Source organism: Agrobacterium sp. fls2-241-TYG-188a (assembly GCF_030209845.1).
This window is the reverse complement of sequence record NZ_JARVRD010000002.1, coordinates 1,314,973-1,341,851: the sequence shown is the minus strand read 5'-3', so window position 1 is coordinate 1,341,851 and position 26,879 is coordinate 1,314,973. Positions and strand designations below refer to the sequence as shown.

Sequence of the window (26,879 nt, the reverse complement as noted above, 5' to 3'; positions counted from 1 at the left end):
TCGCATGTCGTTTTCGCAAAACCGCTGCACATTTTGCGCGATATGCTCCAGAACTCTAAAATTCAGGTCAGTAAATGCTCGAAAAGACCTACGATTCCGCATCTGTAGAACCGAAAATCGCCAAAGCCTGGGATGATGCCAACGCGTTTCGCGCTGGCGCAAATGCCAAGCCGGGCGCGGAAACCTTCACGATCGTCATTCCGCCGCCAAACGTGACGGGCTCCCTGCATATGGGCCACGCGCTCAACAACACGCTTCAGGACATCATGGTCCGGTTCGAGCGTATGCGCGGGAAGGATGTGCTTTGGCAGCCGGGCATGGACCATGCCGGCATCGCAACGCAGATGGTTGTCGAGCGCAAGCTGATGGAAAACCAGCTTCCAGACCGTCGCACGATGGGACGTGAAGCCTTTGTCGAGAAAATCTGGGAGTGGAAGGACGAATCCGGCGGATTGATCTTCAATCAGCTGAAGCGTCTGGGCGCATCCTGCGACTGGTCACGTGAACGCTTCACCATGGACGAGGGGCTTTCGCAAGCCGTTCTCGAGGTCTTCGTCACGCTTTACAAGCAGGGCCTGATCTACAAGGACAAGCGCCTAGTGAACTGGGACCCCAAGCTGCTGACGGCTATTTCCGATCTGGAAGTCGAGCCGCAGGAGATCAAGGGCAATCTCTGGCACTTCCGCTATCCGCTGGAGAAGGGCGTAACCTACCAATACCCGTGTGCTTGGGATGACCGTGGAGAGCCGACGGAATACGAGACCCGCGACTATATCGTCGTTGCGACCACACGGCCCGAGACGATGCTGGGCGATACCGGCATTGCTGTCAATCCGGAAGACCGGCGTTACATGGGTATCGTCGGCAAGCATGTCATTCTGCCAATCGTCGGTCGCAAGATCCCGATTGTCGCGGATGACTACGCCGATCCGGCTGCCGGAACCGGTGCGGTAAAGATCACGCCTGCGCATGACTTCAACGACTTTGAGGTCGGCAAGCGCACGGGTCTTCGCGCCATCAACATCATGAATATCGATGGCACGATCTGCATCAAGGAAAACGAGGATTTCCTCGAAGGGCTGGATCATCCCGCCGCGCTGCATGGCGCATGGGACCGTCTGGAAGGGCAGGACCGTTTTGTTGCTCGCAAGATCATCGTGGAAATCTTCGAAGAGGCAGGTCTTCTCGACAAGATCGAACCGCACAAGCACATGGTGCCGCATGGCGACCGTGGCGGCGTGCCGATCGAGCCGCGCCTGACGGAGCAGTGGTATGTCGACGCCAAGACGCTGGCAAAGCCTGCGATTGAAAGCGTGCGCGAAGGCCGCACCAATTTCGTGCCGAAGAACTGGGACAAGACCTATTACGAGTGGATGGAAAACATCCAGCCGTGGTGCGTTTCCCGCCAACTGTGGTGGGGGCACCAGATTCCCGCATGGTATGGTCCCGATGGTCAGGTTTTCGTTGAGAAAACGGAAGAAGAGGCGCTGAACGCAGCAATCCAGCACTATATTTCCCACGAAGGCCCATGGAAGGCCTGGGTCGAGGAGAAGCTTGAAAACTTCAAGCCGGATGAAATCCTGACCCGTGATGAAGACGTGCTGGATACGTGGTTCTCGTCTGCGCTATGGCCGTTTTCGACGCTTGGCTGGCCGGACAAGACGCCGGAACTGGCGCGCTATTATCCGACCAATGTTCTCGTTACCGGCTTCGACATCATCTTCTTCTGGGTTGCCCGCATGATGATGATGGGCCTTCACTTCATGAAGGACGATGCAGGCCACGCTGTAGAGCCGTTCAACACGGTCTATGTTCATGCGCTGGTTCGCGATAAGAACGGCCAGAAGATGTCGAAGTCCAAGGGCAACGTCATCGACCCGCTGGAGCTGATCGATGAGTATGGTGCCGATGCGCTGCGCTTTACGCTGGCTGTGATGGCCGCGCAGGGCCGCGACGTGAAGCTGGACCCGGCTCGCATCGCCGGTTACCGCAACTTCGGCACCAAGCTGTGGAACGCAACGCGTTTTGCCGAGATGAACGGCGTCAAGCGCGATCCGCATTTCCTTCCGGAAGCGGCAACGCTGACAATCAACCGCTGGATTTTGACGGAACTCGCCAATACGGCAAAGGATGTCACGACCGCAATCGAGAACTATCGCTTCAACGATGCCGCAAGTTCTCTGTACCGCTTCGTCTGGAACCAGGTCTGCGATTGGTATCTGGAACTGCTGAAGCCTGTTTTCAGCGGCGACGACGAAGTTGCCAAGGCAGAGGCGCAGGCCTGCGTGGCCTATGTTCTGGAAGAGATCTACAAGCTGCTTCATCCCTTCATGCCGTTCATGACGGAAGAGCTGTGGGCGCATTCGGCAGGCGAGGGCGAAAGCCGTGCGGACCTGCTGTGCCACACCGACTGGCCAGCTCCGCAGTTCCGCGATGATGCGGCTGCGGCGGAAATCAACTGGCTTGTGGATCTCGTCTCGGGCATTCGCTCGACGCGCTCGGAAATGAACGTACCTCCGGGTGCGACAGCGCCGCTGGTCATCGTAGCTGCAAACCCGACGACAGAAATGCGTCTGGATCGTCATTCAGCTGCTATCCGCCGGTTGGCGAGAGCCGACGAAATTCTGGCGGCCGACGTGGCTCCCAAGGGTTCGGCACAGCTGGTGCTGGGTGAGGCGACCGTGTGCATTCCGCTCGGCAATCTCATCGATATCGCTGCTGAAAAGTCGCGCCTTGAAAAGGCGATTGGCAAAGCAGACGCCGAACTGGAGCGGATCGACAAGAAGCTGTCGAACGAGAAGTTCGTGGCCAATGCCGATCCGGAAGTCGTGGCTGCAGACCGCGAGCGCAAGGCCGAGCTTGAGGTCCAGATCAAGAGCCTGAGAGTGGCGCTTGAGCGCGTCAACGAAGCGGGCTGAATTCATCGCCAGACCAGAATTGGAGCCGCCCTTGTTTCAGGGGCGGCTTTTTTGTGTCTCCACGACCGTTCGATCCGTGTGAAATGGGATGGATTCGAAGATGCAAGACTGGGAGATGGTCAGGTATCTCCGACCGTTCCGTTCCAAAAAGGCGAATGCGGTGTTTTTGCGTGTGAAAATTGTGGATGTTGTGAGATGGTCACACTAATTCGCGGGATTGATATATCTTTCTCCGAAATAAGGATTAATCCGTAGGAATTAGAAAAATCGCCTATATTAGACAGATGTCCCCATGTTCATCAGCATTTTACGTAAATTCTTTTTGCACTGCAAAATCAATGCACTGTCCTGCGACAGATTGTCTTTTTTTTCAAAGCCCTTCAGTTTCACTGCCACGACATTGCCTTGATTGGGGAGAGAGATGGCAACACAAAATCATATCATAAAAGGCGCATTGAGCCTTGCTATCGGTATCACGTCGATCACACCTGCTTTCGCGGGCGGTCTGGACAGAGGCGGATACAATATCGACCAATTGTTCGATGCATCGCCTTTCACATTTTCCTCCGGCGTTACTTATGTAATGCCGCAGCGGAAGCTGAAGAACGCGCGGGACACCGATCTGTCAGACGGATCTGGAACGAACGGATTGGGTGCAGGCACCACCTATGCTGATGACTCCGAGAATTATGCGATTCCCTATGTAGGGATAAAGGGCGGCTATGACGCCATCGACTGTCTGGTGGACTATTCGCAGCCCTTCGGTGCGCATCTGGAACCCGGCGCCGGTTGGGTGGGTGCGCAAAGCAATATCGAAACGAAAGTTCGTACTGACAATTACGGCCTGACATGCTCCTACAAGTTTGACGTCGGTCCGGGACAATTCCGCGTCATCGGCGGTGGTTTCTATCAGGAAATTGAAGGTTCCAAGACACGCCTCGTTGCGCCGATCACGGGACCAGCATCCGCTCTCTACACTGGCGTCGGTCGTCTTGAGATGAGCGACGAAGCACCGGGCTGGAGAGCCGGTGTTGCCTACGAAATTCCGGAATATGCCCTGCGTGCGAGCCTCGTCTATAACAGCCGGGTAAAATACGACAACCTATCCGGCACGCTCGACCTGACACAGGTGCCGACTGCCGTTAACCCGCTGAACCCTTTCCTCGGTCGCCGTTTCGGCGTCGTTGGCTCTGCTGAAGCGCCGGACTCTCTGGAACTGAAGGTTCAAAGCGGTATCGCGCCAGACTGGCTTGCTTTCGGTTCTGTAAAGTGGACCAACTGGAGCCTCATCCAGTCCATCGGCTTCTGCCCGGTCGCATCCACCGGACTGCCTTGCCCTCCAGGCGGCGTCACATCGCTCGACCTTCTCTATCGTGATGGCTGGACTGTGTCTGGCGGTATCGGGCACAAGTTCAACGATCAGTGGTCTGGCGCTGTCAGCCTGACATGGGACAGAGGCACAAGCACGGGCGTTGGTACGCAGACCGATAGCTGGACCCTCGGTACGGGCGTGTCATATGCCGTCAACGAGAATGTGGAACTGCGTCTTGCCGGCGCTATCGGCCTTCTGACGAGCGGAAGCTCCGGTGCGGTCACCCGTGGTGGCTTCACCTACGGCGACGACGTTTCCTACGACTTCGGCAACGATATCGTCACCGCCGTCTCCACGTCGCTCAAAGTCAAATTCTAAGGCTTGTTGAGGACAAATTGGACCCGGTCTTTCGAGACCGGGTTTTTTGTTGCCCGCTCGCAATATTGTGACGATTTGGCAACATATTTCTGCAACCTTCACGTAGCGTAAGAATGCGGGCTTATTTGTCCATTTCCCGCCACAAACAAGTTGCTTGCTTGTTTTTGAGATCGCGGGAATGGGAAGAATATGCAGGCTTCGAAAGTGGTTCTGCGGAAGTGGTTAATGTGAAAACTGGTGTAGATTCAGTATCTAAGCAAGTAGAAACGGGAAAAGTTCTCCCTCTATTGCTTGGATCGATTCAAACGGCTGCCAAACGCCGTTATGTTGCCGGAAACGGCGCTTACATTCGTTCTCATGCAAATACTGATCGACCGCCGCAAATGATCACTGGCAGCACGATGAAAAGTGCGGCTGGAAAGACGCAGTGTGTTCTAAATTCGCAGCCCGGCCTCGAATTGGCTTTGCAGTATCGCGCAAGTATTCGCTATACGCCGGGAAGAGTGAGAGAAGTCCGTTGAAATGCTGAAATGTGACATCAACGTTTTTAGGCCACTGTGTACGGGCATGTTGCTGGCGGTGCTTGCAATGCCCGCTGCGGCTTTCGATATCAATTCCGGCGTGACGAAGGAATCCGGCCCTTTCGACCTGTTCAAGTTCGGCTTCAAGTCCTACAAGAGCGGCAAGAAGGAAGATGCTGTCGAGGCCTATCGTTATGCGGCGGAAAAGGGTCATACCGGCTCTCGCTGGGCGCTTGCCAATATGTATGCCTTCGGCGACGGCGTGCCCAAGAATGATTTCGAAGCCTTCAAGATTTACAGCGAAATTGCCAGCCAAGGCGTGGAGCCAGGTTCCGAGGATACCGGCTTTTTCGTCAACGCGCTGCTTTCGCTGGCCGACTACTATCGCCATGGCATTCCCGGCAGCCCGGTCAAAACCGACCTGTCGCAGGCCCGCCAGCTCTATTTCCAGGTTGCTTCCACCTTCGGTGTTGCTGAGGCCCAGTTCGAACTCGCACAGATGATTCTGGCGGGCGAGGGTGGGCGCGCAGACGCGCAGCAGGCCAAGAAATGGCTCAACCAGGCGCGCAAGCACGGCCATGCCGGCGCCATGTCTATCTTCGGCAATCTGCTGTTTCAGGAAGGCCAGACCGTGCGCGGGCTCGCTTTCATGACAGCTGCGCTGGACAAGTGTTCCGCCGTCAATTGCAAGTGGATACAGAACCTGCAGGAACAGGCCTTCTCTGTTGCAGCCGAAGACGATCGCCGCGTGGCGATTTCGCTAGCGCAGAATATCGCGCTGGGTGATGCGGACTGATCCTGGGCGAGGTTGGCCAGCACTGGCACCGTGTGCCGCTGGCTGTGTTCCTCAGACGGGCTTGAAATCAAAATAGCCACAGACGGGAACATGGTCTGATGGCTTTTCCCATGCGCGGACATGCTTCTCGACCGAAACGGATTGCAATCTGTCCGCAGCCTCCGATGACAGCATCAGGTGATCGATGCGGATGCCGTTGTTCTTCGGCCAGGCGCCGGCCTGATAATCCCAGAACGTATAAAGACCGGCCTCATCGGTTGTGGCGCGGGCAGCATCGGTAAAGCCCAGATTTTCAAGCTTGCGGAAAGCGGCGCGGGTTTGCGGCAGGAAGAGTGCGTCTCCCTCCCATGCGCGCGGATCGTAGCAATCGAAGGGTTCTGGGATGACGTTGTAGTCTCCGGCGAGGATCAGCGGTTCCTCGAGCAGCAGCCGGTTCTCGGCAAATCGTCTCAACCGTTCCATCCACGCCAGCTTGTAGGGGTATTTGACGGGATCATCCGGCGGATTGCCGTTGGGAAGGTAGAGCGAGCACACACGGATGACGCCACCGGACACAGAGAACACACCTTCGATGAAGCGGGCCTGTTCATCGCTCTCGTCACCCGGCAAGCCGCGATTGACCTCGTCCGGCGTCATCTTGGAAAGCAGCGCCACGCCGTTGAAGCCCTTCTGGCCATGCGTTTCCACATGGTAGCCGAGCGCCTCGATTTCCTGACGCGGAAAATTCTCATCGACGGATTTGATTTCCTGAAGGCAGGCGATATCGGGGTCGGAATCCTTCAGCCATTGGCAAAGGTTTTCGATGCGCGCCTTGACGCCGTTGATGTTCCAGGTGGCAATCTTCATCGGATGTTCCATTCTCAGATGGAAACCGTTTTAACCGATGCGCAGCCGAATGCCACCCGTTTTCACGGTATCAACAGGCGCGATGTGTATTTGGCTCAGATGGAAAAGCTGGTTCCGCAGCCACAGCTTGCAACGGCGTTTGGGTTCTTGATCTGGAAGGACTGGCCGAGAAGATTGTCGACGAAATCGATTTCGGAACCTTCCATGTAGATCACGGACATGCTGTCGATCAGGACCTTGGCGTTATCGCGCGCGATGACGAGGTCGTCCTGTGTCGGTTCTCCGTCCAGGTCGAACTTGTAGGAAAAACCGGAGCAGCCGCCGCCCTCGACGGAGACCCGCAGGGACTGCTTGCCCTCTTCTGCGGCGACAATCTGGGCGATTCGCTTTGCGGCGGATTCTGAAAGTGTAATGGCAGTGGTCATGTCGTTTCTCCAACCGGGGTCAAGAACCGGAGAGCTGTGTTTTGTATAAAGTCGATTATAAACCAGTCAAATTAACGGTCTATAGCCTTGTTGCGCTGCGATGACGCTTTGCGGCAACCTTCGAGATAGGTATGAAGGGTAGATGAAAAGGTCAATGGCAAGACCGCGTGATAAAAGTCAGCAGGATATGGAATGATAATCGATCAGCGTGCATTGGGGTTCGGAAGCGGAGAGAGGGCGGTCTATGCCACCGATCCATGGACCACGCGCGGCCGCCTGTTCCCGGAAGCCTCCAGCCTGACACGGTCTGAATTTCAGCGCGACCGCGACCGTATCGTTCACACGACGGCTTTCCGTCGCCTGAAGCACAAAACGCAGGTTTTCATCAGCCCCGATGGCGACCATTATCGCACCCGGCTGACGCACACGATCGAGGTTGCGCAGATTGCCCGCGCTCTCGCCCGCGCTTTGCGGCTGGACGAGGATCTTGCCGAAGGCGTGGCGCTGGTCCACGACTTCGGCCACACCCCCTTCGGCCATACGGGCGAGGACGCGCTTGATGCCGTGCTGAAGCCCTATGGCGGGTTCGACCATAACGCCCAGTCGCTTCGCATCGTCACGAAGCTTGAGCGGCGTTACGCGGAATATGACGGTATCAACCTGACATGGGAAACGCTGGAAGGCTTGGTCAAGCATAACGGTCCGCTGGTAAGCAGAAGCGGGCAGGGCACGCATGGGGCCGTGCCGCTGCCCATCCTTGAATATTGCGAGATGCAGGACCTCGAGATTGGCACCTTCGCGAGCCTGGAAGCGCAGGTGGCGGCCATTGCCGACGACATCGCCTACAACACCCATGACATCGATGACGGCCTGCGGGCGGGATATCTGACCTTCGACATGCTTGAGGAAGTGCCTTTCCTCAGCGGGCTGATGGCGGAAGTGCGCGCGAAATACCCCAAACTCGATGATGACCGGTTTGCCCACGAAATCATGCGCAGGCAGATTACCCGCATGGTGGAGGATGTGATTGGCGTCGCCCAGCACAATCTTTCCCTGCTGAAGCCGACATGCGCGGCAGACATTCGCGCAGCCGACCACACGATCGCGACATTTTCCCCGGCGATGGCGGAAACGGACAGGCAGATCAAGAAGTTGCTGTTTGCACATATTTATCGCCATGCCGAAATCATGCGCATCCGCGCAGGCGCGACACAGATTGTGACCGACCTTTTCCACCGCTACATGGAAACGCCAGCCGAAATGCAAAGTCACTACTGGGTAGACAGCATTCCGGGCATGAGTTCGCCCGCAAAAGCCCGGCATGTAGGCGATTACCTTGCCGGCATGACAGACAGTTATGCACTGAAAGCCCATCAGCGCCTGTTTGACCACACACCCGATTTGCGATAGGCAGCGCCAACCGCGAACCGACTATCCGGATTGCCCGGAATGAGATGCAAGCCTTTCGCGCAGGTATATGATCATGAACCTTTTTGCCGATTTCGACACCAGAATCAAAAACGCGCTCGAGACGATAGACCTCGTCAAAGCCCATCGCGATACTGTCGATTTCGGGCGCATTACGGTGGAATCTCCACGCGATCCCAGCCACGGCGATGTTGCCACCAATGCCGCCATGGTGCTGGCGAAGTCGCTTGGTACCAACCCCCGGGCGCTGGCCGAACTGATCGTTCCTGCACTTGAGCAGGATGCGGATGTGGACAGCGTCAATGTTGCGGGCCCCGGCTTCATCAATATCCGTGTCTCGGTTGCCTATTGGCAGCGTCTTCTGGCGGGCATGATAGAGCAGGGCGTCGATTACGGTCGCTCCACCGTTGGAACCGGCAAGAAGATCAATGTCGAATATGTCTCTGCGAACCCGACCGGACCCATGCATGTCGGCCATTGCCGCGGCGCGGTCGTGGGCGATACGCTGGCCAATGTTCTGGCCTTCACCGGCTATGAGGTGACGAAGGAATATTACATCAATGATGCGGGCTCGCAGATTGACGTGCTGGCACGCTCCGTATTCCTGCGTTACCGCGAGGCGCTCGGCGAAGATGTGGGCGCCATTCCGCCGGGTCTTTATCCGGGTGACTATCTGGTGCCCCTTGGCAAGTCGCTTGCCGAGGAATTCGGTATCAAGCTGCGCGCCATGCCGGAAGAGCAGTGGCTGCCAATCGTCAAGGATAAGGCCATCGACGCGATGATGGTGATGATTCGCGAGGATCTGGCCGCCTTGAACGTGAAACACGACGTGTTCTACTCCGAGCGGACGCTGCACGCTGGCAATGCCGGGCCCATCCTGTCTGCCATCAACGATCTGACCTTCAAGGGCCACGTCTACAAGGGCACCCTGCCGCCACCAAAGGGCGAATTGCCGGATGATTGGGAAGACCGCGAGCAGACATTGTTCCGCTCCACCGAGGTCGGTGACGATATGGATCGCGCGCTGATCAAGTCAGACGGTTCCTATACCTATTTTGCCGCAGACGTTGCCTACTTCAAGGATAAGTATGATCGTGGCTTCGGCGAAATGATCTATGTTCTGGGTGCCGACCACGGCGGTTACGTGAAGCGTCTGGAAGCGGTTGCGCGCGCGGTCTCCGAGGGCAAGTCGAAACTGACCGTGCTTTTGTGCCAGATGGTCAAACTTTTCCGTGATGGCGAGCCGGTAAAAATGTCGAAGCGCTCCGGCGATTTCGTGACATTGCGCGATGTCGTGGACGAGGTCGGCCGCGACCCGGTGCGATTCATGATGCTCTACCGGAAGAATTCCGAGCCTCTGGACTTCGATTTTGCCAAGGTTACGGAGCAATCCAAGGACAATCCCGTATTTTATGTGCAGTATGCACATGCGCGCTGCAAGTCTGTTTTCCGCCAGGCTAATGAAGCATTTCCAGATCTTGACGTATCGCAAATCAACATGGCGTCCAGCACTGCTTTGATTAGCGATGTCAATGAGTTGCAGCTGATTGCTAAACTGGCTGAGTACCCTCGTCTGATCGAGTCCGCGGCCCTCAATCATGAGCCGCACCGCCTGGCATTTTACCTGTACGATCTGGCCAGTTCTTTCCATGGCCATTGGAATAAAGGTAAAGATCAGCCAGAATTACGTTTTGTTAACGATAAAAACCGAGAATTAAGTGTTGCCAGACTCGGGCTGGTGAATGCTGTCGCTAATGTACTGAAGTCTGGACTGACGCTCCTTGGGGCAAACGCACCTGACGAAATGCGATGACATCTCACCATTATTTGCTCACAATACGCTGGCAAGTGCTGTGATGCGTAGATGGTGGAACACGTAATGGTCGAAAAAAATGTCGCGTATAACCGGGATAACCGGGCAGATGAATTCGCTGACAACGATCCCTTGGCGCAGCTTGCGCGCCTAGTCGCTCAAGAGGATCGTCCTTCCCATGTCGCTTCCCCGGCTGCGCCACAACCGGGCGCACGTCGGGAGCCGGAGTTCAATCTGGAAGACGAGTTGCTTCGCGAATTCGCGATCTATGATTCGCCCCGTCATGAGCCAGTCGTGCTGGATGCCGCCAACGATATTCGTTCGCCGGTTCCTGCCGGTGAGTTCATGCAGCGGGTCGAATCGGTTTTCGCTCGCAGAGAGCCCGAGGTTGCGGCACCTGCTGCTGCGCCCGCCGAGCACTATGCACCGGCTGAGACAGAAGATTACCTCGTCGCAGACCATGCCGCAGTTCCGGCTTCCAATCTTCGCGACGATTTCAGTGACGATCCCGAATCGGTTGCGGCCCTGTTTGATGTCGCGCATCGCAATGCTCCGTCGCATGAAGATGTTGAGAGCGTTGCTTCACATGCTCCCGTGCATGTCGAGGCACCAGCTCACATCGAGCCTGAGGCCTATATTGAGCCGGTCAGCTACGCCGACGTTCCAGAGCCAGTAGCAGCCTATGAGCAGCGCATCGATGCGGCTGCTGTGGAGGTTCCTGCCGAGGTCTACGTGGAGCCAGCGGCATCCTACCAGCCAAACTGGGAACATATGGCTGAGACCTCCGGCGAAGTGGCCATAGATCTTGCCAGCGAACTGGAAATGTCAGTTGCTGACGAAGCTCCAGCGCCGCTCCAGTCATCGCCGCCCATCGCACGACGGTCTTCGCTGGATTACTCCAGCCTTCGCCTTCCGCTTGCCAATTTCGGTGCGCCACGTGCGACGCCGGTTGCGCCGAAAGTCGAGCCTGCAATGGCTGCTCCCGCGCCCGTGGCCGCGCAGTTCACGCAGCCCATCGAAGCGCCCGTCAACCATGCCGAACCTGCAGCTCCTGTCGGTCAGAAGCTGTCGGCCATGGACGAGCTGATCTACGATGTGTCCAAGTATGAAATCGGGACAGTGACTGCTCCGGCAGCTCGTTTCGAGCCCACAGTGCCTGTTGCGCCGCCCGTCGCTGCTGCAACGCCAATGGTTGCTGCACCGGTCGTCGCTGCTGCTCCCGCGCCTGTCGCTCCGCAGCCGGTCGTTGCCAAGCGTGCCGAGCCCGAGTTCCAGCCTGCAGCCGTAAAGCAAGAGCCTGATCTCGATCTGGGCGACTTCGACGGCTTCAAGGATGATGACTTCGAGCTTGCTCTCGATGATATCGACTTTGATATCGATCTTTCCGAAATTGCCAATATCGACGTGCCCGTGGCGCCAGCACCGGCACCCGTTGCCAAGCCTCAGCCTGCACCGGTAGCGCAGGCTCCTGTCGTGGCACCAAAGCCTGTCGTTGCTCCTGCACCCGTTGCGGCGGCTCCGGCCCGTCCGCAGCCTGTTGCGGCAGCACCTGTCATGCGTCAGGAAGCACCACGGCCCGCCGCGCCGGTTGTCGCTGCACCGCCAGCCACACTGGAAAGCCTACCATTCGATCCTTCGCAGATCGGCGAAACGGAAGACCAGCCCGAGACCATCACGGAGATGGAAGTTCCGGAACTGCCAGTCGGCGTTTTCGAACCGAAGCCTGCGCCGCGCCGTCAGGAAGAGGATCTCGATCTCGACACCGAGCTTGCGACCCTGTTTGCGCCGGTCGTTTCTGGCGGGCTTGATCGCAACCGAAATACCGCGCCGCGCCAGCCTCAGCCAAGCCAGGAAGAGGTCGACGAATTCGAGCGCGCTCTGGAGCAGGATTTCCGCCGCAGCATGCAGGAAGCCGCAGAAACGCGCGCGTCCGGCAAAAGAATGGCGCCAACCGATCTGGCAAGCCAGGTGCGTTACACGGATGAAGATCGTGGCGGTATGCGCCGCTGGTTCGTTCCAATGGCCGCCGTTATCGGCGTTGTCCTTGTCGGCGGCGGTACATACGCTCTGATGTTCGGCGGTGCGGGAAGCCAGGGTTCCAGCGGAGCGCCTGTCATCATTTCTGCCGATAGCGAACCAACCAAGGTCGTGCCTGAAAATCCCGGCGGTCGTGTTGTGCCTAACCAGGACAAGGCGGTTTATGACCGTGTTGCCGGTGGCGCGCCCGCAGACCCCAAGCAGCCTTCGCTGATTTCCACTAATGAGCAGCCTGTGGATGTCGTCCAGCGCACGCTCATTCCGGAGCAGTTGCCGCTTGAAGGCGAAAACGAAGATATGGAAGCAGCGACGTCTACTCCTGTCGGTGAAACGGAAGATCCACGTCTGCTCTCGCCGGAAGAAAAGGCCCAGGAAGCACAGAACAACGGCGGATCGCCCGTCAATGTTTCGCCTCGCAAGGTCCGCACCATGATCGTCAAGCCTGACGGCACGCTGGTGGCGCAGGAAGTGCCTGCACCGGCAGCTTCTGCCCCGCAGGCCGAAAAGGTCGAGGAACTGGCGGCACCGCAGGCAAATACGCCAGCAGAAAATGCTCCGGCTGTCATCGCCGCATCGCGTGTGCCGGTTGCCCCGGAACAGCCAGCGGCGCAGGCACCTGCGCCTGCTGCTGCCACCCCGGCTGCACCTGTAGCCGCCGCGCCAAAGCCAACCCAGACAGCGGCACCGATGCCTGCATCGCGCCCGGCTTCGCAGCCTGCCAATGTAGTGGCGACTGTGACCAACCAGGGTAATGTTCGCCCGGCGCCAGCATCGCAGCCAGCGCAGGAAACTGCAGCCGCTCCGACGGCTGCGACGAACAGCTCGTCTACCGGAGGCTACTTCGTGCAGGTCGCATCGCTGCCAAGCCAGGCTGAAGCGCAGAAGTCCTATGTGAACCTGTCCGCGAAGTTCGGCTCCGTGATTGGCGGACGCGGCGTCGACATCAAGGCAGCGGAAATTGCCGGCAAGGGTACGTTCTACCGCGTTCGTATTCCGGCAGGCGACAAGAACGAAGCCGCCGCATTGTGCGAGCGCCTTCGCTCTGCGGGCGGCAGCTGCCTGATTGCCCGTTGATTTGTAGGCCTTAGAAGAATTGGAGCCGGGATAGTTCTGCTATCCCGGCTTTATTGATGGCAGGTCTCGCCGCTTCTCCCCAACTGCGACGTCATCCTCGGGCTTATCCCGAGGATCCGACCGCGTTGAATGTTGTGGTTCGTTAGATCCTCGGGACAAGCCCGAGGGATGACGGGACAAACGGAAAGGCCTTGGGCCCGGATCGCTATCGCTCTCGACACTTACGCCCCAGAACCAGCAGGACACATCCATGACCGACACGAAAGCTATGATCCTTGGCTGTAGCGGCCTGACACTGACGCAGGACGAAATTGCGCTGTACAAGGCAGAACGTCCGTGGGGCTTCATTCTGTTCGGGCGCAACATCGGCGATGCGCAGCAGATCACAGACCTCGTGGCTTCGATGCGTGATGCTGTCGGTCGCCCCGACGCGCCGGTGCTGATCGATCAGGAGGGCGGGCGCGTTCAGCGCATTCGGCCACCTCTGCTGCAATCCTATCCCAACGCCCAGGCGCTGGGAGAAATCTATCTGCGTGACAAGGCTCAGGGACTGCGCGCCGCATGGCTGATGTCGCGCCTTCACGCTTTCGATCTGATGAAGTTCGGCATCAACGTCGATTGCCTGCCGGTTCTTGATGTGCCGGTGGAGGGGGCAAGCAATGTCATCGGCAACCGAGCCTATGGTTTCGATCCGGCGCTTGTTGCCGCCATGGGGCAGGCGGCAGCGGACGGGTTGAAGGCGGGCGGCATGTTGCCCGTGATGAAGCACATGCCCGGCCATGGCCGGGGCCTTGTCGATTCGCACCATGAACTGCCGGTAGTGGATGTGAGCATCGACGATCTGGACGCCCACGACTTCGTGCCGTTCCGGGCACTGAACCGGGAATTGATGGCCATGAGCGCGCATCTGGTGTTCACCGCCATTGATGCGGAACGCCCGGCAACGACCTCGCCAACGGTCATCGATGAGATCATCCGTGGAAGGATTGGCTTTGACGGCCTTCTCATATCGGACGACAGCTCGATGAATGCCCTCAAGGGCACGCTGGGTGAACGCGCCGCCAATATTGTTGCGGGTGGTTGCGATATAGTCTTGCATTGCAATGGCGTGATGAGTGAAATGCTTGAGGTCGTGAAGGAAGTGCCTGTTCTTTCCGGCAAGGCTCTGGAGCGTGTTCGGGCTGTCGAGACCGGTTTCCCGGCGGTTGACGGTTCCGATGAAGCGGCGCTCAGGGACGAATTCAACGCCATGCTGGCGGTTGCCTGATCCGCAATCCAGCCGGGCGGTATCCAAGATTTCAGGCCCGGTGGACAGATGAATGGCAGCAGATAAATCGCGCGGCGGCGCGCCGATGGAAAAGCTCTGGGAAGATATCAAACCTGAGCGTGCCACCGGCGAATCTGCCCTGATGATCGATGTTGCGGGCTTTGAAGGCCCGCTCGATCTGTTGCTGCATCTCGCCCGCACGCAGAAGGTGGACCTTTCGCGTATTTCCGTGCTGGCGCTGGCTGAACAATATCTCATTTTCGTGGAGCGGGCGCGGCGGGTACGCATTGAGCTTGCTGCCGATTACCTCGTCATGGCCGCATGGCTGGCTTTTCTCAAATCCAAGCTGCTCATCCCGCAGCAAAGCAAGGATGATGGACCGAGCGGCGAGGAAATGGCCGCGACACTGGCCTTCCGGCTGAAGCGGCTGGAAGCCATGCGCGAAGCCGCCGAAAGGCTCGTCAACCGCCACCAGCTGGGCCGGGACGTGTTTGCGCGCGGTGCACCGGAGCATATCCCCCACAAGAGCCGCTCCTCCTTCGAGGCCAGTCTTTATGACATGCTCAGCGCCTATGCGACGCTGCGCCAAAGGCAAGCCATTACTCAGGTCACGATTGAAAAGCGACAGGTCTGGTCGCTGGTTGATGCGCGCGAATTGCTGACCTCCATGCTTGGCGACATCGGGGACTGGACGGAGCTTGATCGCTACCTTCTGCAATATGTGCCGGAACCAGCCATGCGTGCCACGGCCATGGCCAGCGCCTTTGCCGCATCGCTGGAGCTGGTGCGGGAAGGCTCGCTCGAGATTCGCCAGGACGGCGCCTTCCAGCCCATCTATATGCGCAAGGGAACGCGCGCGGGCGAGCGCATGACGAAAAGGACACAGGATGTCGATTGAGACGGAAGCGGACCACCCCGCCGCACCGAACGAGGAAAACGCAAGGGCATCAGGCATCGGCGAGCGGCAGATGCGCGAAGCAGAGCGCATTGCGGAAGCGCTTGTGTTTGCCTCCGCACAGCCCGTGACCGAAGCATTTCTTGCTGAGCGAATGCCGAAGGGCGTGGATGTCGCAGCGATTATGGCGAGGCTCAAAGCGCTCTACAGCGACCGTGGCGTCAACCTTGTGCAGGTGGGTGGAAGCTGGGCGTTCCGAACGGCGGGGGATCTCTCCTTCGTCATCCGGGCGGACGAAAAGGAGCCGAAGAAGCTCTCTCGCGCAGCCTTGGAAGTTCTGGCGATCATTGCCTATCACCAGCCGGTGACGCGTGCCGAAATCGAGGATATCAGGGGTGTCCAGACGTCACGAGGAACGCTGGATGTGCTGATGGAGGCTGGCTGGGTGAGATTCCGCGGACGCCGCAGGACGCCGGGACGGCCTGTGACGATGGGAACGACCGTGGAATTTCTGGACCATTTCGGCCTTGAGGAATTGCGCGATCTGCCGGGTCTGGACGAATTGAAGGGGGCAGGGCTTCTGTCCGGCCGTATCCCTTCCAATTTCGGGATTCCCCTGCCGTCGATGAGCGACGAACTGACAGAAGACGAGGATCCCATCACCCAGCTCGATCTGGAGGAGCTGGGTCTGCTTGCACCACGTGGTGATGAGCCGGACAGATGATCTCGCCCCGATTGCAGCGTGATCACAAAGAGTTGCCAACATTTGACAATCTGCCGATTTATAGTGCGCCATCGTTTGTTGAATAGCCATTTTGGTGTTTGAAAAACCTCCGCAAACGTCTTACATCGGTTCAAAGCAAAATTCAGGGAGTTTGCGTTATGGGTTCTTTTAGTGTGTGGCATTGGCTGATCGTTCTGGTCATCGTGCTGGTCCTTTTCGGTCGCGGCAAGATTCCCGAACTGATGGGCGATGTTGCAAAGGGCATCAAGAGCTTCAAAAAGGGCATGGCCGACGAAGACACGACGCCTCCGCCGGCAGACCCTAACAGCAACGTCAATTCCAGAACGGTCGACCACAAGGCTGACGAGATCAAGTGATGGATCTTTCGGCGCGGCCTGATCAGCAGGCCGCACCCTCAGGCGTGTCAGGAGCTTTGTGATGTTAGATATCGGCTGGAGCGAGCTGCTTGTGATCGCGGTCGTGCTGATCGTGGTCGTGGGCCCAAAAGACCTGCCGCCCATGATACGCGCCTTCGGCAAGACGATGGCCGGGCTGCGCAAGATGGCGGGCGATTTTCGCTCCCAGTTCGACGAAGCCTTGAAAGAGGCCGACATGGACGATGTGCGCCAGACGATCTCGGACGTTCGCAATCTCAACCCTACGAACTCGCTGCGCGATGCCATGAACCCGCTTCGCCAGCTGGGAAATGAAATCCGCTCCGATCTGCAGGGTGCAACGACACCGCCAAGCTCGCCAGCAACCAGTGCTCCAGCGGATCTATCCGCTGTCAGCCTCTCCGAGCCCGAAATGAAGCTGCCGGATGGTCCCCCGGTGATTGCGACAGAGGCTTCGACCGCAAGCGCAACACCTGCAACGGGTCCGGCCACGGCCGCTCCTGCCACGGTCCCGGCGACCGTTGCGCCCGCAGCCGTCGCCGCCGCAACGGCCCAGGCGCAGCCCAGTGTTGCGGAAAAGCCAAAGGCTGTGCGCAAGCGCGCTCCCGCCAAATCCGTGCAGGAAGTCGAGGCTGAAAAGGTGGCAGCAAAGCCGAAGCGGGTGGCGAAAACCGTTTCCGCCAAGGCCGATGCTCTGGACACGACAAGTGCAAAGACGGTCGTTCCCAAAAGCAGCAAACCGAAGACGCTGACTGAGGCCGGTGCGAAGATTGGCAAGGCCAAGGCCGCCAAGGCTACCGTCGCAGCTGGCAAGCCGATGGTTGAGTTGGCCAAGGCCATTGTCGATCAAGGCAGTGCGGAGACAATAGCTGGCTCGACGCCTGCGAAAACAGCAAAGACGGCGAAGGCCAAGAAGGGTGAAGCATGAGTGAGGACACCGAAGATAAGCCACAGCCGCTTATCGAGCACCTCATGGAATTGCGCACGCGACTGATCTGGTCGCTCGGCGCTTTCTTTGTCGCCTTCATCGCCTGCTTCGCGGTAGCCAAGCATCTCTTCAACCTGCTTGTCATTCCCTACAAATGGGCCGTGATATGGGCCGGGCTGGATGTTGCGAAGTCTTCGCTGATCTATACCGCGCCGCAGGAATTCTTCTTCACGCAGATCAAGGTCGCCATGTTCGGCGCTTTGGTGATTTCATTTCCCGTCATCGCCTCGCAGCTCTATAAATTCGTGGCGCCGGGTCTTTACAAGAATGAGCGGGCGGCATTTCTGCCGTTTCTCATCGCATCGCCACTTCTGTTTCTGCTGGGCGGCGCGCTGGTCTACTTCTTCTTCACGCCCATGGTCATGTGGTTCTTCCTCGCCATGCAGCAGCTGCCTGAGGACGGCGAAGTTGCCATTTCGCTGATGCCGAAAGTATCTGAATATCTCAGCCTCATCATGACGCTGGTTCTGTCCTTCGGTCTGGTATTCCAGTTGCCTGTGGTAACGACGCTTCTTGCGCGTGTTGGCCTTTTGACCAGCCAGTGGCTGCGTGAAAAGCGGAAATTCGCGATTGTTGCAGCTTTCGTCGTTGCCGCTGTGCTGACGCCGCCGGATCCGATGTCCCAGATCGGTCTTGCTTTGCCAGCGATCCTTCTCTACGAGATTTCCATCTATTTGGCTCGACTCGTGGAGAAAAAGCGCGCTGAGGAGATCGCAGGCCGGGAGCTTGAAAGTCCCGCTGACGTCTGACGGTCAACCATCCGCCAGCTTTTCTCCAGACGCCGGGTCCATTGCCCCGGCGTTTTGTTTTTAAAGCATGATGCAAATTACGGTCTGGAACCACAATGCACGACATTAAATGGATACGCGAAAACCCAGAAGCTTTCGATGCAGGCCTTGCTCGCCGCAATGCCGAGCCGCAATCCGCAAGCCTGATTGCGCTCGATGAAAAGCGCCGTTCCGTCATTCAGACCCTCCAGGACATGCAATCGCGCCGCAACCTTGCCTCCAAGGAAATTGGCGCTGCCATGGCGCAGAAGAATGCCGAGCTGGCTGAAAAGCTGAAGGCAGAGGTTTCCGATATCAAGGAGACCATGCCCCGGCTTGAGGAGGAGGACCGCCAGGTTTCGGCTGAGCTGACCGATGCCCTGTCGCGCATTCCAAACATTCCCCTTGATGATGTTCCCGTGGGCAAGGACGAGCATGACAATGTCGTTGCCCGCGTTGTCGGCCAGAAGCCCGGCTGGAACCATGCAGCCAAGGAGCATTTCGAAATCGGTGAAGCACTCGGCTACATGGACTTCGACCGTGCCGCCAAGCTTTCCGGTTCGCGCTTTACCGTTCTGACCAGCCAGATTGCACGCCTGGAGCGCGCGCTGGGCCAGTTCATGATCGACCTGCACACAGGCGAGCACGGTTATACGGAAGTGTCGTCGCCGCTGATGGTGCGCGACGAGGTGATGTATGGAACCGGCCAGTTGCCAAAATTTGCCGAAGACCTGTTCAAGACGACGGATGGTCGCTGGCTGATCCCGACGGCAGAGGTGACGCTGACCAACCTCGTTGCCGGCGAAATTCTGGAAGGCGAAAAGCTGCCTCTGCGCTTTACCGCCTTGTCGCCGTCCTTCCGTTCCGAGGCCGGATCGGCGGGTCGCGACACGCGCGGCATGTTGCGCCAGCACCAGTTCTGGAAATGCGAACTCGTATCGATCACGGACGCCGAAAGCTCGATCGAGGAACTGGAACGTATGACGGCTTGCGCTGAAGAAGTGCTGAAGCGTCTGGGCCTGCATTTCCGCACCATAACACTGTGCACCGGCGACATGGGCTTTAGCGCACGCAAGACCTACGATCTCGAAGTGTGGCTGCCCGGTCAGAATACCTACCGGGAGATTTCGTCCTGCTCGGTCTGCGGTGACTTCCAGGCACGCCGCATGGATGCCCGTTACCGCGCCAAGGGCGAGAAGGCGACGAAGTTCGTCCACACGCTCAATGGCTCCGGAACGGCTGTCGGTCGCTGCCTGATCGCGGTTCTCGAGAACTATTTGAATGAGGACGGATCGGTAACGATCCCTGACGTGCTGCTGCCTTATATGGGCGGACTTAAGCGCATCGAGAAGGCTGCGTAGCGAACCCAGTCTCGTCATCCCGCACTTGATGCGGGATCCAGTCAGACCAAGTCTTTGGTCTGGTAAGAACCTTCTCGCTGCGCAGACGCGCAGCGGCTGGATTCCGGCTCAAGGCCGGAATGACGGAAGGTTGGGAATGCTGCTGAAAGAACTGGAGCGGAGAACACCATGCGGATATTGCTGACGAACGACGATGGTATTCATGCCGAAGGTCTGGCGGTGCTGGAGCGTATCGCCCGCACGATTTCCGACGATGTCTGGATCGTGGCGCCGGAAACGGACCAGAGCGGTCTTGCGCATTCGCTGACGCTGTCCGAGCCACTACGTCTTCGCAAGATTTCCGACAAGCACTTCGCCTTGCGCGGCACGCCGACGGACTGTGTCATCATGGGTGTGCGGGAAGTGCTGCCGGGCAAGCCGGATTTGATCCTGTCCGGTGTCAATGCCGGTGCGAACATGGCCGATGACGTGACCTATTCCGGCACCATTGCCGGTGCCATCGAGGGCACATTGCAGGGTGTGCGCTCCTTTGCGCTGAGCCAGGCCTTTGCCTATACCGGCCACGCGGAACGAGTCGTCCCCTGGGAAGTGGCAGAGACCCATGCGCCCGATCTCATTCGCAAACTGATCGATGTCGATCTTCCCAGCGAAACCTTCCTCAATCTCAACTTCCCCAATTGCGCGCCCGCCGATGTGAAGGGCGTGAGCGTCACCGAGCAGGGCAAGCTGGATTTTGGCCTGACTGTCGACCAACGGCAGGATGGCCGTGGCATTCCCTATTACTGGCTACGCTTTGGCGAACGTCTCGGCAATTTCCGTGATGGCACCGATATTCACGCGGTCAAGGATGGCAAGATTTCCGTTACCCCGCTCAAGCTTGATCTGACCGATTACACGGTCAAGGATCGCGTTGCGGCAGCGCTTGGTCTGGGAGTGAAACAGTGAAATCGGCGATGGTGGAGAAGGAGGGGTTTGCGTCCCTCGTGCTGCGGTTGAGAGCCGAAGGCATCTCCGATATCGACCTGTTGACGGCGGTGGAGCAGACGCCACGCTCGCAATTCGTGCCAGCACAGTTCGCCGCCGATGCCTATTCCAGCCGCACCATTCCCATAGACTGCGGTGCCTTCATGGAAAGCGCCGACATGGCGGTGAAGGCGGTCCACCGGCTTCAGGTCAAGCCGGGCCAGCGCGTGCTGGAAATCGGTACCGGCAGCGGTTTCATGACGGCCGTTCTGGGAAGACGCGCGGAACGCGTGGTTTCGATCGACCGCTACAAGACACTCGTGCTGCTGGCCCAGAACCGGATGGACGATCTGGGTATCCGCAATGTTGTCATTCGTCAGGCGGACGGCACCAACGGCCTTGTCGGCGAGGGCACCTTTGACCGAATCATCTCTACGGCGGCGTTCACCGCCATGCCCCGCTTCTTTACCGAGCAGATCGTCTCCGGCGGAATGATGATAGCGCCCATCATTCTGGAAGACGGACGCTGCGTGATGACCCGCTTTTCCAAGACCGGCAGCCGTTTCGAGCGCGAGGAAATGTTCGAAACGCCCTATCTGCCCATCGAAAGCCACATCGCGCGCTATTTATGATAAATCGCAATTCCCCACCATGATGTGGAACGAAGGTCGGTTTTTTCCAACTATTTGATTTATAACTGTTTTAGCAGATTTACGTGCGCCGAAGGCTCGTTTCATGGGCGTTTCATGGTTATCGAAGTGTCAAAAAAATCGCAAACTGCTTAACGCTTTAACGGCGTGGTAACACTAACGCGCTTTAATCATATCCATCGACGCATGGTTTTCCCGATCTGGGAGAGGGGCCTTGCAGAGTGTGGTTAGAGCCGGATCGATCCCGATGCGGCGGTTGGCGTCAGTGTAGATCGAGTCATGCGTATGAGTAATTCGCCCAAAATCGGAAAATCAATCGCAAAGATGCTCGCAGCGGCATTGCTGGCAAGCGTCGCAACAGGTTGTAGCTCGGACGCCACGCGATTTGGCGGCCTCTTCTCCAGTGGACCGGACCAGATGACGACGGCTTCCATACCCAACCGTACAGCCGGTGGCGCGTACGGTCAGGCCCCTGTGCCGCAGGGTGATGTCAATAGCGGCGGCTATGCGGCGTCTGGCCCGCAGGGCGGCTACGCGAACCAGAATATGGCTGGCAACCAGCAATATCCTGCCTCTTCGGGCGGCTACGGTTCGGTGCAGCCATCATCGGCGCGGGCAGCTTCTTCTTCGGCGCCTGTGCAGCGTGCGGAACTTTCACCGCCTTCTCCTTCTTCCAGCCGCGATTCCTCGTCTCGCAGCCAGGCCATGTCGCAGCCGCTGCCTTCGGCAACAGCAAGCGCAAGCCCATCTATGGCTTCGGCACGCAGCGCGGCTCCAGTGGCAGACAAGCTGTCCACCGGATCGATCAAGGCCGATGGAAACGGCTGGCATACCGATGGTGCGTCGTCTGTTACCTTGAAGTCCGGCGAAACGATTGCCACGCTGTCGAAGCGTTACGGCGTTCCTGAAAAGGCGCTCGTAGAGGCCAATGGTCTTTCCAGCGCGTCTGCAGCGGCACCCGGCCAGTCGATCATCATTCCTAAGTTCGGTCAGTCCCGCAACGCAGCCCGCGCTGCATCGGGCAATATCGATCTGAGCAAGAACAACAACGGCCCGACGCCAACGCGCGGTCCGGAGCAGAACGTGGCCGTACTGCCTTCACAGGGTGCTGCGCGTGACAAGGCTTCGGCAGAAGCGGGCAAGTTGACGCCTCCCGGCGGCAAGCCACTTCCACCAACGGGCGGCTACAAGGTCCAGACCGGTGACAGCCTTGCGAAGATTGCACGTGCAAATGGCGTATCCGTTGCAGACCTGAAGGCGGCCAACGGCATTACGGATGGCAGCATCCGCATCGGCCAGACGCTGAAAATTCCTGGTGCTGCGACAGATGGCATCAAGACGGCATCCGTGCAGCAGCAGCCGGCAGCCCAGCCTGCAGCACCAAAGGCTGCTGAAGCTCCAGCCGTTGCAAAGGCAGAAGTGCCGAAGGCACCTGCGGCCGAAGCAAGCGTCAGCGATGTCGAAAAGAAGTCCGACATGGCGTCTCTTGCACCTGAATCCACCGGCATCGGCAAATATCGCTGGCCAGTGCGCGGCGCTGTAATCTCCGGCTTCGGCGAGAATGTCGATGGCAGCCGCAACGACGGTATCAATATTTCCGTGCCCGAGGGTACGCCGATCAAGGCTGCGGAAAATGGTGTCGTCATCTACTCCGGCAACGGTCTGAAGCAGCTTGGCAACACGGTTCTGATCCGCCACGACGACGGCCGCGTCACGGTTTACGGCAATGCCGCCAACCTTGATGTCCAGCGTGGCCAGAAGGTTCAGCGCGGCCAGACCATCGCCACATCAGGCATGACCGGCAGCGCCAAGCGTCCACAGGTTCACTTCGAAGTCCGCAAGGATGCGACACCGGTGAACCCTTCCTCTTTCCTTGAATAGGTTTTGCGTCTCAAGGGTCGAAAAAGCCGGGTAATTGCCCGGCTTTTTTGCGTTCAGCCGCGCGAAAGGCCGACGGTCTTCTCGATGAAATCAGCAATGGAGGATGTGTCGTCCAGATCGAAAACCGGAAGCGTCGCGTCCGGTATGGCATGATCGGCGGCAATTGCGACAATGTGCGGATCGGTTGGTGCAAGCGGCTCGGTCTTGGCGGCCTCCAGCCGCCGCGCCTCGATCTTGGGCACCGGCTCGTATTTATATCCTTCGATGAGGACAAGGTCGCAGGGTGCGATGCGCGCGAGAATATCCTCGAACGAGGGTTCCGGGCCGCCGCGAAGCTCATGCATGATGGCAAAGCGCGTGCCAGATACGATTGTCACCTCATGGGCGCCCGCCTGCCTGTGACGCCAGCTATCGGCGCCCACCTTGTCGATATCGAAGTCGTGGTGGGCGTGTTTGATGGTGGAGACGCGATAGCCGCGCGCCGTCAGTTCGGTAACGATGCGGACGGCAAGGCCTGTTTTGCCCGAGTTCTTCCAACCGGAAATTCCGAATACTTTCTGTGTCATGCGGTCATGCTCTTGAGGAATGTTTCGGCTGTCGCAAGTTCGTCCGGCGTATTGATGTTGTAGAACGGGTCGATGCTGGCGGTTGCGCTTTCAAGCGGAGAGAAGGAGACGCCAAGCGTCACGTGCCGGGCCAGAAAGCTGCGGATGCGGCGGTTGTTGTCATCCGTCAGCCAAAGCTCCAGATCATCGGCAATGGAGACGGGCCAAAGGCCGATGACCGGGTGGACATGGCCGCTGGATGCCGCGATGACGATGGCGTCTTGCCCGGTAACATGCTCGCCAAGGCGTGATGCCAGATCCTCCGGGAAAAACGGGCTGTCTGCCGGAACGGTGAGAAAATGCGTTGCCTGCGCCGCATTGGCCGCAAAGTGGCGCATACCTGCCAGAATGCCCGCCAGCGGACCGGCATGACCGGTCTTGGTGTCTGGCACCAAGGGCAGGTTGAAGGTTTCAGCCCAGCCCGAGGGCGCGTTGAGGGCGAGCCGGGAGACCTGCGGCGCCATGCGTTCAATGACATGCGAAAGGAGCGGTCTGTCGCCAAGCACGCTCAGCGCCTTGTTTGTTCCCATGCGTCTGGAAAGGCCGCCGGCCAGAATGAGGCCGGGCGTTTCTGCTCTTGATGTCATCATGCTTTGCCTTGCTGCATGGCTTCCTGGTGTCGGCGTTCCTGAATGCCGGTATAGGCACTTGCCATAAGGGCAAGAACAGCATTGAGCAACATCACCACGAGGAGCGGCATGGTGCCCGCCTCTTTCGACAGCAACGAGGAGGCAAGGACAGACAGTGCCGCGCCACCGCCGATGGTAAGCGCACCGCCAAGGCCAGACGCGGAGCCCGCCAGATGCGGCTGGACATTGACCATGCCTGCATTGGCGCTGGGCAATGTGACGCCATTGCCGACGCCAATCAGCGCAAGCGGCAGGAAGAACTCATAATGGGTGTTCAGGCCGAGAAAGGGCAGGGCGATGGCCCCCATGATGCCGATTGTGGAGATGACGTTTCCGGCCAGCATCATGACGGGAATGCCGATCTGCCGCGCATAACGCCCCGACAGGAAGTTTCCGAGCATGTAACCACCGGCCATGAAGAAGAACTGCATTCCAAGAATGGCAGGCGTCAGCTCATACAGGACCGAGCCGACAAAGGGCGCGCCACCGAGAAAGGAGAAGAACAGCCCTGACGTGAAGGTCGAGGTCATGGCATAGCCCCAGAAGCGGGCAGAGCGCAGCAATTGTGGCCATGCCTGAAACTGTTCCGAAAAGCTTGCGGATTTCTGGCGGTTGGTTTCCCCAAGGTCGAAGAAGACAAGAAAGAGGATGGCCAGCCCGCAACAGGCGACAAGCAGGAAACTGGATTGCCAGCCGGAGAAATCATTGAGAAAGCCGCCAATGGTAGGACCGATCATCGGCACGACGGACATGCCCATGGTGACATAGCCTATCATCGAGGCCGCACGATCCGCAGGCACCATATCGCGGACGATGGCGCGCGAAAGCACGAAGCCGGATGCAATGACCGCCTGGGAAACGCGGCCAATGATGAAGACGGTGACACTGGGAGCCAGCGCACAGACAATGGTGGCCGCAATCATGATGACCAGTGCGGCCAACAGCACCGGGCGACGACCAAACAGGTCCGAGAGCGGGCCGATGACGAGCTGCAGAATGGCCGTCGCTGCCAGATATCCGGAAACGGCAAATTGCATGACGGCGTAATCCGTCTCGAAATAGACGGCCATTGCTGCCAGCGAAGGCAGGAAGATGTTCACGCACAGGGCGGCGACGCCCGAGACGAGCACCAGCGTTGCGATGTGCGGCGGCGTGGTGCGATCGAGAAACTTGACGCCGGTCATTGAATTCTCGTCGCTGTCTTTGCCAGTGGTGGCTGCTTGCGGCGGCTCTCGCGATAGAAGGTGTAAAGGCCAGACGCAACAATGATGGCCGTGCCAAGCAGGATCCACGCCGTCATCTTTTCTCCAAACACGAAATAGCCGATGGAAAATGCCCATATCATGCTGGTGTAGCGGAAGGGCGCGACGAAAGCGATATCGCCGCTGCGCATGGAAAGAATGACGGCCTGATAGCCGATGACGACCAGAATGGCGGCCATGAAAAGATGAGACCACACATAGCTGTCCATCGGCTGCCATCCACCAAAGGGAAGAATGAGGGCTGCGCCGAACAAGGTGTTGACCACAGCTGTCGTCATTGTCACCGTCAGTGACGGCACATCGGTATACATGCGCCGCGTCAGGAGATCGCGCCCGGCGGTGACGAAGACGGCGCCCACGACCAGAAGGGCTGCCGTCGTAAAGCCATCCGGGCCAGGCCGCAGAATGATCAGTACGCCGATAAATCCGACGAGGATGGCCGTCCAGCGCCGCCAGCCGACCGGTTCCTTGAGGAAGATGGCGGCGCCCAGCGTAACCGCCAGCGGCAGCGATTGCATGATGGCCGACACATTGGCAAAGCCCATGGATGCAAGTGCACTGAGATAAAGGATGGATGCCACGACTTCACAGAGGCAGCGAAGCAGGATGATGGGGCGCAGGATCGTCTTTAGCGGACGCAGCGCGCCCATGTGGCGTGCGATGAAATAGACCAGAACACAGGTCATGACGCCACGCACAAAAAGGATCTGGCCGGTGTTGATGTAGGGCGTGACGGACTTGGTGAATGCGTCGTTGATCGTAAAGCAAGCCATCGCGAGCGCCATGAGCAAAGCGCCGCGCATATTCTCCGTCAATGCCATTATTCCAAATCCCAGATCCCAAACGGGGCTGCCAAGACGCGCTAAATGCACATATGACGACTCCGCCCACTCCTCTTACAGTGAATGGGTCGCACGTGGCTACCGGGATTTCAATCGAATAAT

General features: G+C 58.4%; 23 protein-coding genes. 17 read left to right on the top strand and 6 right to left on the bottom strand.

Annotated features, from left to right (window positions below):
• The first annotated feature begins 74 nt into the window (after positions 1-74).
• The 4 genes from QRN85_RS13215 to exoR all read left to right on the top strand — a co-directional run bounded on the left by QRN85_RS13215 (position 75) and on the right by exoR (position 5,925).
• Complete coding sequence (locus QRN85_RS13215; RefSeq protein ID WP_284758473.1) at positions 75-2,918, top strand: valine--tRNA ligase; 2,844 nt, start codon at positions 75-77, stop codon at positions 2,916-2,918.
• Between the two features lie 421 nt (positions 2,919-3,339).
• Positions 3,340-4,608 (top strand): OmpP1/FadL family transporter, encoded by a 1,269-nt coding sequence (locus tag QRN85_RS13210; RefSeq protein WP_284758471.1) that lies wholly within the window; start codon positions 3,340-3,342, stop codon positions 4,606-4,608.
• A gap of 125 nt (positions 4,609-4,733) precedes the next feature.
• A complete protein-coding gene (locus QRN85_RS13205) occupies positions 4,734-5,129 on the top strand; it encodes a hypothetical protein (protein WP_284758469.1) in 396 nt (131 codons plus the stop codon).
• 1 nt (position 5,130) lies between these two features.
• Complete coding sequence (exoR, locus tag QRN85_RS13200) at positions 5,131-5,925, top strand: exopolysaccharide production regulator ExoR (RefSeq protein WP_062589540.1); 795 nt, start codon at positions 5,131-5,133, stop codon at positions 5,923-5,925.
• Positions 5,926-5,976: 51 nt separating this feature from the next.
• On the opposite strand, the gene xth is transcribed toward exoR, so the two are convergent.
• Both xth and erpA read right to left on the bottom strand, forming a co-directional pair.
• Entirely contained in the window at positions 5,977-6,771 is a 795-nt protein-coding gene (gene xth / locus QRN85_RS13195; protein WP_062589541.1) for an exodeoxyribonuclease III, read from the bottom strand.
• A 95-nt stretch (positions 6,772-6,866) separates the two neighbouring features.
• Complete coding sequence (gene erpA / locus QRN85_RS13190) at positions 6,867-7,196, bottom strand: iron-sulfur cluster insertion protein ErpA (RefSeq protein ID WP_112963625.1); 330 nt, start codon at positions 7,194-7,196, stop codon at positions 6,867-6,869.
• Between the two features lie 192 nt (positions 7,197-7,388).
• On the opposite strand from erpA, the gene QRN85_RS13185 reads away from it, so the two are divergent.
• From QRN85_RS13185 to QRN85_RS13125, 13 genes are all read left to right on the top strand, one after another.
• Positions 7,389-8,606, top strand: coding sequence for a deoxyguanosinetriphosphate triphosphohydrolase (locus QRN85_RS13185; protein WP_113099525.1), 1,218 nt, complete (start codon positions 7,389-7,391; stop codon positions 8,604-8,606).
• Between the two features lie 73 nt (positions 8,607-8,679).
• On the top strand, positions 8,680-10,437 hold the full coding sequence (gene argS, locus QRN85_RS13180; protein ID WP_113099564.1) for an arginine--tRNA ligase: 1,758 nt from the start codon (positions 8,680-8,682) through the stop codon (positions 10,435-10,437).
• A gap of 66 nt (positions 10,438-10,503) precedes the next feature.
• Positions 10,504-13,548, top strand: coding sequence for an SPOR domain-containing protein (locus tag QRN85_RS13175; RefSeq protein WP_284758461.1), 3,045 nt, complete (start codon positions 10,504-10,506; stop codon positions 13,546-13,548).
• A gap of 250 nt (positions 13,549-13,798) precedes the next feature.
• Positions 13,799-14,815 (top strand): beta-N-acetylhexosaminidase, encoded by a 1,017-nt coding sequence (gene nagZ / locus QRN85_RS13170; RefSeq protein WP_284758459.1) that lies wholly within the window; start codon positions 13,799-13,801, stop codon positions 14,813-14,815.
• 52 nt (positions 14,816-14,867) lie between these two features.
• Entirely contained in the window at positions 14,868-15,713 is an 846-nt protein-coding gene (locus tag QRN85_RS13165) for a segregation and condensation protein A (protein ID WP_112963621.1), read from the top strand.
• A gap of 70 nt (positions 15,714-15,783) precedes the next feature.
• Positions 15,784-16,434 (top strand): SMC-Scp complex subunit ScpB, encoded by a 651-nt coding sequence (gene scpB, locus QRN85_RS13160; protein ID WP_284758875.1) that lies wholly within the window; start codon positions 15,784-15,786, stop codon positions 16,432-16,434.
• A 158-nt stretch (positions 16,435-16,592) separates the two neighbouring features.
• Positions 16,593-16,811: a twin-arginine translocase TatA/TatE family subunit gene (locus QRN85_RS13155; protein ID WP_062589548.1), complete on the top strand. Its 219-nt coding sequence runs from the start codon at positions 16,593-16,595 to the stop codon at positions 16,809-16,811.
• Positions 16,812-16,872: 61 nt separating this feature from the next.
• Complete coding sequence (gene tatB, locus QRN85_RS13150; RefSeq protein WP_284758454.1) at positions 16,873-17,757, top strand: Sec-independent protein translocase protein TatB; 885 nt, start codon at positions 16,873-16,875, stop codon at positions 17,755-17,757.
• Positions 17,754-18,566 (top strand): twin-arginine translocase subunit TatC, encoded by an 813-nt coding sequence (gene tatC / locus QRN85_RS13145; protein WP_062589550.1) that lies wholly within the window; start codon positions 17,754-17,756, stop codon positions 18,564-18,566. The genes tatB and tatC overlap by 4 nt, the downstream gene beginning before the upstream one ends.
• 95 nt (positions 18,567-18,661) lie before the next feature.
• Positions 18,662-19,945, top strand: a complete 1,284-nt coding sequence (serS, locus tag QRN85_RS13140; RefSeq protein ID WP_062589551.1) for a serine--tRNA ligase — start codon at positions 18,662-18,664, stop codon at positions 19,943-19,945.
• A 168-nt stretch (positions 19,946-20,113) separates the two neighbouring features.
• Positions 20,114-20,890: a 5'/3'-nucleotidase SurE gene (surE, locus tag QRN85_RS13135; RefSeq protein ID WP_112963799.1), complete on the top strand. Its 777-nt coding sequence runs from the start codon at positions 20,114-20,116 to the stop codon at positions 20,888-20,890.
• A complete protein-coding gene (locus QRN85_RS13130; protein ID WP_062589552.1) occupies positions 20,887-21,540 on the top strand; it encodes a protein-L-isoaspartate(D-aspartate) O-methyltransferase in 654 nt (217 codons plus the stop codon). The genes surE and QRN85_RS13130 overlap by 4 nt, the downstream gene beginning before the upstream one ends.
• A 342-nt stretch (positions 21,541-21,882) precedes the next feature.
• A complete protein-coding gene (locus QRN85_RS13125) occupies positions 21,883-23,439 on the top strand; it encodes a peptidoglycan DD-metalloendopeptidase family protein (protein ID WP_284758873.1) in 1,557 nt (518 codons plus the stop codon).
• A gap of 53 nt (positions 23,440-23,492) precedes the next feature.
• Here the strand turns inward: QRN85_RS13125 and mobB are convergent, their stop codons facing one another.
• Genes mobB through QRN85_RS13105 form a run of 4 tightly spaced genes read right to left on the bottom strand, consistent with a single transcriptional unit; the run spans position 23,493 to position 26,756 of the window.
• The gene (gene mobB, locus QRN85_RS13120) at positions 23,493-24,005 is read right to left on the bottom strand and encodes a molybdopterin-guanine dinucleotide biosynthesis protein B (RefSeq protein ID WP_112963616.1); all 513 of its coding nucleotides are present in this window, start codon (positions 24,003-24,005) and stop codon (positions 23,493-23,495) included.
• Positions 24,002-24,631 (bottom strand): molybdenum cofactor guanylyltransferase MobA, encoded by a 630-nt coding sequence (gene mobA, locus QRN85_RS13115; protein ID WP_284758449.1) that lies wholly within the window; start codon positions 24,629-24,631, stop codon positions 24,002-24,004. The genes mobB and mobA overlap by 4 nt, the downstream gene beginning before the upstream one ends.
• The gene (locus tag QRN85_RS13110) at positions 24,631-25,857 is read right to left on the bottom strand and encodes a multidrug effflux MFS transporter (protein ID WP_284758447.1); all 1,227 of its coding nucleotides are present in this window, start codon (positions 25,855-25,857) and stop codon (positions 24,631-24,633) included. The genes mobA and QRN85_RS13110 overlap by 1 nt, the downstream gene beginning before the upstream one ends.
• Positions 25,854-26,756 (bottom strand): DMT family transporter, encoded by a 903-nt coding sequence (locus tag QRN85_RS13105; RefSeq protein ID WP_112963613.1) that lies wholly within the window; start codon positions 26,754-26,756, stop codon positions 25,854-25,856. The genes QRN85_RS13110 and QRN85_RS13105 overlap by 4 nt, the downstream gene beginning before the upstream one ends.
• Positions 26,757-26,879: the final 123 nt, after the last annotated feature.

Bases quoted from the DNA above. Each gene is read 5' to 3' on its own strand.
- QRN85_RS13215 (WP_284758473.1), top strand. From the start codon at position 75: ATGCTCGAAAAGACCTACGATTCCGCATCTGTAGAACCGAAAATCGCC.
- QRN85_RS13210 (WP_284758471.1), top strand. From the start codon at position 3,340: ATGGCAACACAAAATCATATCATAAAAGGCGCATTGAGCCTTGCTATC.
- exoR (WP_062589540.1), top strand. From the start codon at position 5,131: ATGCTGAAATGTGACATCAACGTTTTTAGGCCACTGTGTACGGGCATG.
- xth (WP_062589541.1), bottom strand. From the start codon at position 6,771: ATGAAGATTGCCACCTGGAACATCAACGGCGTCAAGGCGCGCATCGAA.
- erpA (WP_112963625.1), bottom strand. From the start codon at position 7,196: ATGACCACTGCCATTACACTTTCAGAATCCGCCGCAAAGCGAATCGCC.
- QRN85_RS13185 (WP_113099525.1), top strand. From the start codon at position 7,389: ATGATAATCGATCAGCGTGCATTGGGGTTCGGAAGCGGAGAGAGGGCG.
- argS (WP_113099564.1), top strand. From the start codon at position 8,680: ATGAACCTTTTTGCCGATTTCGACACCAGAATCAAAAACGCGCTCGAG.
- QRN85_RS13175 (WP_284758461.1), top strand. From the start codon at position 10,504: ATGGTCGAAAAAAATGTCGCGTATAACCGGGATAACCGGGCAGATGAA.
- nagZ (WP_284758459.1), top strand. From the start codon at position 13,799: ATGACCGACACGAAAGCTATGATCCTTGGCTGTAGCGGCCTGACACTG.
- QRN85_RS13165 (WP_112963621.1), top strand. From the start codon at position 14,868: ATGGCAGCAGATAAATCGCGCGGCGGCGCGCCGATGGAAAAGCTCTGG.
- scpB (WP_284758875.1), top strand. From the start codon at position 15,784: ATGCGCGAAGCAGAGCGCATTGCGGAAGCGCTTGTGTTTGCCTCCGCA.
- QRN85_RS13155 (WP_062589548.1), top strand. From the start codon at position 16,593: ATGGGTTCTTTTAGTGTGTGGCATTGGCTGATCGTTCTGGTCATCGTG.
- tatB (WP_284758454.1), top strand. From the start codon at position 16,873: ATGTTAGATATCGGCTGGAGCGAGCTGCTTGTGATCGCGGTCGTGCTG.
- tatC (WP_062589550.1), top strand. From the start codon at position 17,754: ATGAGTGAGGACACCGAAGATAAGCCACAGCCGCTTATCGAGCACCTC.
- serS (WP_062589551.1), top strand. From the start codon at position 18,662: ATGCACGACATTAAATGGATACGCGAAAACCCAGAAGCTTTCGATGCA.
- surE (WP_112963799.1), top strand. From the start codon at position 20,114: ATGCGGATATTGCTGACGAACGACGATGGTATTCATGCCGAAGGTCTG.
- QRN85_RS13125 (WP_284758873.1), top strand. From the start codon at position 21,883: ATGCTCGCAGCGGCATTGCTGGCAAGCGTCGCAACAGGTTGTAGCTCG.
- mobB (WP_112963616.1), bottom strand. From the start codon at position 24,005: ATGACACAGAAAGTATTCGGAATTTCCGGTTGGAAGAACTCGGGCAAA.
- mobA (WP_284758449.1), bottom strand. From the start codon at position 24,631: ATGACATCAAGAGCAGAAACGCCCGGCCTCATTCTGGCCGGCGGCCTT.
- QRN85_RS13110 (WP_284758447.1), bottom strand. From the start codon at position 25,857: ATGACCGGCGTCAAGTTTCTCGATCGCACCACGCCGCCGCACATCGCA.
- QRN85_RS13105 (WP_112963613.1), bottom strand. From the start codon at position 26,756: ATGGCATTGACGGAGAATATGCGCGGCGCTTTGCTCATGGCGCTCGCG.